Consider the following 5,674-nt stretch of genomic DNA (forward strand, 5'->3'; position numbering starts at 1 on the left):
CCGCGCGACCCCGGCCCGGGAGGTGGCGGGGTCGCGCAGGGCGGCCGCGATCCAGCGCACCAGCCGCGCCGGCGTGAAGACCTGGTCCGCGTCCCGGGCGCGGGAGAAGACGTCGAGCACCTCACTGGGGCCACCCGGGCGGGCGGCGAACCAGGCGTAGGCGGCGTGCTCGATGGGCGAGACCTCGTCGGGCAGGCCGAGGCCGTTCGCCCACTGGTACATCGCCAGGCACTGGGCGTCGCGGTCGATCTCCCAGGCCTTGAGCGCGGCGTCGAGGCGGGCCCGGTCGTCCAGCGCCGGGGCGACGGCCTCGCCGAGCAGACGCCCGAAGCGCAGCGCGTCGCGGATTCCCTGCGCGGTGACCGGGTCCTTGAAGTGCCCGGCGTCGCCGGCCAGCGCCCAGCCCGGGCCGGTCGAGTGACGGAAGTACGAGGGGTGGTTGATCGAGACCCGGACCCCGGTCTCGCGCTCGCACCCCACTAGGCGCTCGCGCAGCGGCTCGATGCGGTTCACGGTCTTCTCGAACGCCTCGATCGCGTCGTCCTTGAAGTCCTGCCCGCGGGAGGCCGGCGGCATCAGCAGGACGACCGACTGCCCGCCGTCGCAGGGGAAAACGGTGACCAGCTCGTCGTCCTGGCGCCACTGCATGGCCAGGTCGCGCAACTCGGTGCGCGGGTCGCGGTAGTAGGCGAAGGCCATCAGGCGGCCGTTGTCGAAGCTGTGGTGCTCCCGGGTGCCGACCAAACGGCCGACGGTCGAGCGGCGGCCGTCGGCGCCGATCACGAGGTTGGCCTCGATGGTGCCGGTGCCGCCGTCGTGGTCGGTCCACTCGACGCCGTTCACCCGGCCGGAGGCGTCGCGCAGCAAGCCGGTGACCCGGGTCTTCTCGCGCACCTCGGCGCCGGTCTCGCGGGCGGTCTCGATCAGGGCTAGGTCCAGCCCGGGTCGGCGCACGCAGGAGCCGTGGGCGAAGCCCTCGTACTCGTTGTAGGGGCCGACCACCTCTGAGCGTGCGGTCCCGATCCCGGCCCGGGTGTGCGGCGGCGGCTGGAGTGCCATCACGCGGCCCAGTGCCCCGAGCGCCTTCACCTCGGCCCAGTGGTTCGGGAAGAACAGGTGGGTGGAGAGCGTGTCGGACGGAAAGGTCGCCACGTCCAGCGCGATCACCGACCGGCCCCGGCTCGCCAGCGCGATCGCGGCGGCGGACCCGGCGCAGCGGGCGCCCACGACGACGACATCAGTCCGTTCACTCATGGCCCCAGCCTGGCCCGGTGGCAAGTTATTTACAAGAGTGTTCAGTGAATGAACGAGCGTGTAAATTACTCGTTATGACCGCCGAGGCCGTGCCGCTGGACACCAGCCCGGCCGCCCGCGGGGAACGCCGCCGGGCGCGGACCCGCACCGCGATCCTGAACGCGGCCGAGGAGGTCTTTCGGGCCCGCGGGTTCGAGGCCGCCCGGATCGAGGAGATCGCCGAGCGCGCGGACATGTCGGCCGGCTCGATCTACCAGCACTTCGACGGCAAGCGCGGGCTCTACCTGACCCTCGTCGACCACGCCCTCGAGCTCTTCACCCAGTACATGGCTCGCGGCGAGGACCCGGCCTTCACCCCGCTGCAGCGGGTGCTGGCCGGTGGGGACGCCTACCTGCGCTTCCACCTCGACCACCCCGGCGCCTTCCAGTTCCTCGCCTTCCGGGCCCCCGGCGAGGACGCGCTGGCCGACGACGGACTGGAGGGGCGGGTCCGCGATCGCGTCGGTCTGCTGCTCGACCGCTTCGCCCGGCAGATCGACGCCGCGATCGAGGCCGGGGAGGCCCGCCCCGTCGATGCCGACCGGCTGACCCGCTTCCTCTGGGGCGCCTGGAACGGCGTGATCAGCCTGCGCCTGCAGCCCGACGGGCTACGGCTCTCGGACGAGGAGATCGCCGAGACGCTCGAACTGGCCCGCTGGCTGCTCCGCGAGGGCCTCGCCGCCGCGCCCCTGCGCGACTCCGACGGCGAGGTCGGGGACCGGGTCCCGCTGCCCTACATCACCCTGCCGCCGCGTACCTGAACTCTCCCGATAGTGCAGTTGAGCACGTGCTTTCGCGGCCGGACCGGTGCTCAAGTCCACTATCGGGGGGTCGGGGCCCGCTACCTCAACGCCTTGGCCAGGACGGTGAAGGCCAGGTCGGCCACCCGCGGCCGGCCGAAGCGTTCGTCGCCGTAGGGGAACGGGCGGGTCTCGCCGGTGGCGGCGTAGCCGCGCCGGAGGTACCAGGCGATCAGGTCGGTGCGCTGGGCGACGACCGTCATCTCCATCCTGACCGCGCCGCCGGCGCGGGCGTGTGCCTCGGCGTGCGCGAGCAGGGCGTCGCCGGTGCCGTGCCCCTGCGCGGTGGGCCGGACCGCGAAGGTCCCGAAGTAGGCGGCGCCGCCGCCGCGATCGGTCACTGCGCAGCAGGCCAGGAAGCCGTCGGAGTCCTCGATCAGCAGCAGCGTGGTGGCCGGGTCGGCCAGCTCGGCCCGAAGCATCGCCTCGTCGATCCGGTTGCCGTCCAGCAGGTCCGCCTCGTGGGTCCAACCCGCCCGGCTGGAGTCCCCGCGGTAGGCGGAATGGACCAGCTTCACCAGGGCCGAAACGTCGCCAGGAGCGGCGGCGCGAGGGGATCTGGACACGATCCAGTCCTATCAGTGGCGCGGAAGTTGGGAAATTGGCAGAGAATGGTCTCGTGAAGCCACGTCGACCAGCAGCGCCCCGATCCTTCGTCAGCCCCTTCGACCGCCCGCCGGAGGTGGCGGCGGAGCCGGAGGTCTACGAACTGGGGGACCGGGTCTCGCACGACTCGTACGGCATCGGCACCGTCTACGCCCTGGAGAACGGCGCCGCGGTGACCGTCGACTTCAGCTCGGGAGACAAGCGCCGGTTCACGCTGCCGTGCGCGAAGCTCTGCCGCCTCTAGCTGGGCTCTGAAGCCGTCACTGAGCCGTCACTGAGCCGTCACTGAGCCGCCGCTGAGGCTCGCTGAGCCGATTCGGAACGGCTCAGAACTGTCGAGATGAGACCGGACACACAGGTCCATTGGTCGTCCGGCAAAATACCCCGACATGGACACCAATCGCCTGCTCGTACTGCACGCCCTGCGCCTGTCCGGCTTCCTCTCGGTGGAGAAACTCGTCCACCGCACCGGTCTGACCGCGGACCAGGTCAACGGGATTCTCCAGGCCGCGGCTGCGGCCGAGGAGGTCAAGGAGCGCACTGGCCGGATCAGTGGCTGGATGCTCATGCCGGCCGGCCGTGAGGCGCACGCCGCCCTGCTCGCCGAGGAGCTTCAGTCCTCCGGCGCCAAGGCCGAGATCGAGCGCCTGGACGACGCCTTCGTCGAGCTCAACGAGCCATTCAAGGCGCTGTGCACGCGGTGGCAGATCATCGGCGACCCGGAGACGGGGACCCCGAACGACCACAGCGACGCGGCCTATGACGGCGCGGTGATCGCGGATCTGGCCGTTGCCCACCCCGGCGTGCTCGCGCTGTGCGGCGAACTCGCCGCAGCCCTGCCGCGCTTCGGTCGCTATGCCCCCGACTTCGACCAGGCGCTGGTCCGGCTGCAGGGTGGGGAGATCAAGGCGTTCGCGGCTCCGATGAACGAGAGCTACCACGACGCCTGGATGGAACTGCACCAGGACCTGCTCAGCACCCTCGCCCGTGAGCGCACCGCCGCTGATGGGCACTGACGCTGACGCCTCCAGGCTTCAGTTGAACCAATCGAACCGTCCAGACATACTGTCCGACCAATGCCCCTCGACGAGCCGCATAACCGACAGGAGTTCTGCATGTCCGCGCCCGAGGTCTATGCGTTCGACCACCCGCACACCGAACCGCCGCGTTCGCTGAAGGATCTGCTCGGCGGCAAGGGCGCCGGCCTGGCCGAGATGACCTCGGTGCTGAAGATGCCGGTGCCGCCGGGTTTCACGATCGCGGTCCCGGTCTGCCGGGCCTACCGGGCCGGGGGCTGGCCCGAGGGGCTCACCGAGGCGATCACCGAGCACATGGCCAAGCTCGAAGCGACGCTGGGCCGCAGGTTCGGCGACCCGGCTGACCCGTTGCTGCTCGCCGTCCGCTCCGGTGCCGCGTTCTCGATGCCCGGGATGATGGACACCGTCCTCAACCTCGGGCTGAACTCCGAGACCGTGCGCGGACTGACCGCCGCCTCCGGCGACGACGAGTTCGCCGACGACTCCTACCGGCGCTTCCTGATGAGCTACGCCAACACGGTGCTGGGCGCGGAGCTCAAGGAGCCGGCCGAGGCACACGAGCCCGGCGGTGACCCCAAGGCCAAGCTGGCCGCGGTGCAGGCCCTGCTCGCCGGCGCCGGCATCTCCGTCCCGTCCGACCCGCACGAGCAGTTGCGCGGTGCGGTCGAGGCCGTGTTCAAGTCCTGGGACTCCCCGCGGGCCAAGTCTTACCGGGCCCGCGAGGGGATCGATGAGGACCTCGGCACCGGCGTCAACGTGCAGGCGATGGTGTTCGGCAACTACGGCGACACCTCCGGGACCGGCGTGGTGTTCACCCGCAACCCGAACACCGGCGCGAACGCGGCCTACGGCGACTTCCTGCCGCGCGCGCAGGGTGAGGACGTGGTGGCGGGCATCGCGCGCACGCTGGACATCAGCACCCTCGGCGAGCACCTGCCCGGCACCGACACGGTGCTGGCCGGTCACCTCGCCGAACTGGAGAAGCACTACCGCGACATGTGCGACGTCGAATTCACCATCGAGCGCAGCAACGTCTGGATCCTGCAGACCCGCGTCGCCAAGCGTGGCGCGGTCGCGGCGGTGCGCGCGGCGGTCCAGATGGTCGATGACCCCACGATCTCGTTGACCAAGGCCGAGGCTGTCGCCCGCGTGAGCTCCGAGCAGCGTGCGGCGGCGCGGGCGGAGATCCTCGCCGGTGCCTCGACCGGGGGCGGCGGCGGGCCCGCGATCGCCACCGGGCTGGGTGCCTCCCCGGGCCGGGTGTCCGGCAAGGCCGTGTTCAGTGCCGACGAGGCAGCCGACCAGGCCGACGCCTCCGAGGACCCGCTGATCCTGGTTCGCGAGGAGACCAGCCCCGAGGACGTGCACGGCATGGGCGTCTCCGTCGGGATCCTGACCAGCCACGGCGGCCTGGTCTCGCACGCGGCCGTGGTCGCTCGCGGCTGGGGCATCCCCGCCGTGGTCGGCGCCGAGAACATCACCGTCACCGAGACCGCCGCCCTCGGCCCCGACGGCGCGGTGCTGTTCAGTGCGGGCGACATCATCACCATCGACGGCAAGTCCGGCGAGGTCTGGCTCGGCGAGGCGTCTGACGATGCGTCAAGTGGCGCCGGCGCTGCCGCGGCCGGCGAGGCCGCGCTGGCGAGGGAACTCCCCGAGCTCGCGATCCTCGAGTCCTGGGCCGCCGAAGCCTGACCCCCCCGCCAGGCGTGGTGACGGGGGACCCCGAGACGTGCGGAAGGCCCGCCGGCACGGGGAGCAGGCGGGCCTTCCACGGGCGGCTAGGCCGCCCTGACCGCGGACACCTTCGCGGTCGTCTTGGGTGGAGCTGGTGTTACCGGGTGTTGCCTGGTGTCTGGCGGGTGGTGCCTTAGTGGTGGTGCCTTAGTGGTGGTGCCTCGCGGTGGTGACTAGTGGTGGTGACTAGCGGGCGTGCCG

Annotated in this window: 6 protein-coding genes; 4 read left to right on the top strand and 2 right to left on the bottom strand. The window is 71.4% G+C overall.

Going from position 1 to position 5,674, the window contains the following annotated elements:
- On the bottom strand, positions 1-1,254 hold a 1,254-nt coding region (locus tag H0X00_RS20875), incomplete at its 3' end, for an NAD(P)/FAD-dependent oxidoreductase (RefSeq protein WP_293774470.1).
- Positions 1,255-1,328: 74 nt separating this feature from the next.
- Here H0X00_RS20875 and H0X00_RS20880 point away from each other — a divergent pair.
- Positions 1,329-2,054, top strand: a complete 726-nt coding sequence (locus H0X00_RS20880; RefSeq protein WP_293774472.1) for a TetR/AcrR family transcriptional regulator — start codon at positions 1,329-1,331, stop codon at positions 2,052-2,054.
- A gap of 80 nt (positions 2,055-2,134) precedes the next feature.
- Here H0X00_RS20880 and H0X00_RS20885 read toward each other — a convergent pair whose 3' ends face one another.
- Positions 2,135-2,659: a GNAT family N-acetyltransferase gene (locus H0X00_RS20885; protein ID WP_293774474.1), complete on the bottom strand. Its 525-nt coding sequence runs from the start codon at positions 2,657-2,659 to the stop codon at positions 2,135-2,137.
- Between the two features lie 53 nt (positions 2,660-2,712).
- Here H0X00_RS20885 and H0X00_RS20890 point away from each other — a divergent pair, with 53 nt between their 5' ends.
- From H0X00_RS20890 to H0X00_RS20900, 3 genes are all read left to right on the top strand, one after another.
- On the top strand, positions 2,713-2,943 hold the full coding sequence (locus H0X00_RS20890) for a hypothetical protein (protein WP_293774476.1): 231 nt from the start codon (positions 2,713-2,715) through the stop codon (positions 2,941-2,943).
- Between the two features lie 145 nt (positions 2,944-3,088).
- Positions 3,089-3,715 (top strand): hypothetical protein, encoded by a 627-nt coding sequence (locus tag H0X00_RS20895; RefSeq protein WP_293774478.1) that lies wholly within the window; start codon positions 3,089-3,091, stop codon positions 3,713-3,715.
- Between the two features lie 99 nt (positions 3,716-3,814).
- Positions 3,815-5,431, top strand: a complete 1,617-nt coding sequence (locus H0X00_RS20900) for a PEP/pyruvate-binding domain-containing protein (RefSeq protein WP_293774480.1) — start codon at positions 3,815-3,817, stop codon at positions 5,429-5,431.
- Positions 5,432-5,674 lie beyond the last annotated feature (243 nt).

The sequence above is a fragment of the Sporichthya sp. genome, from assembly GCF_013815995.1.
Taxonomy (GTDB): domain Bacteria; phylum Actinomycetota; class Actinomycetes; order Sporichthyales; family Sporichthyaceae; genus Sporichthya.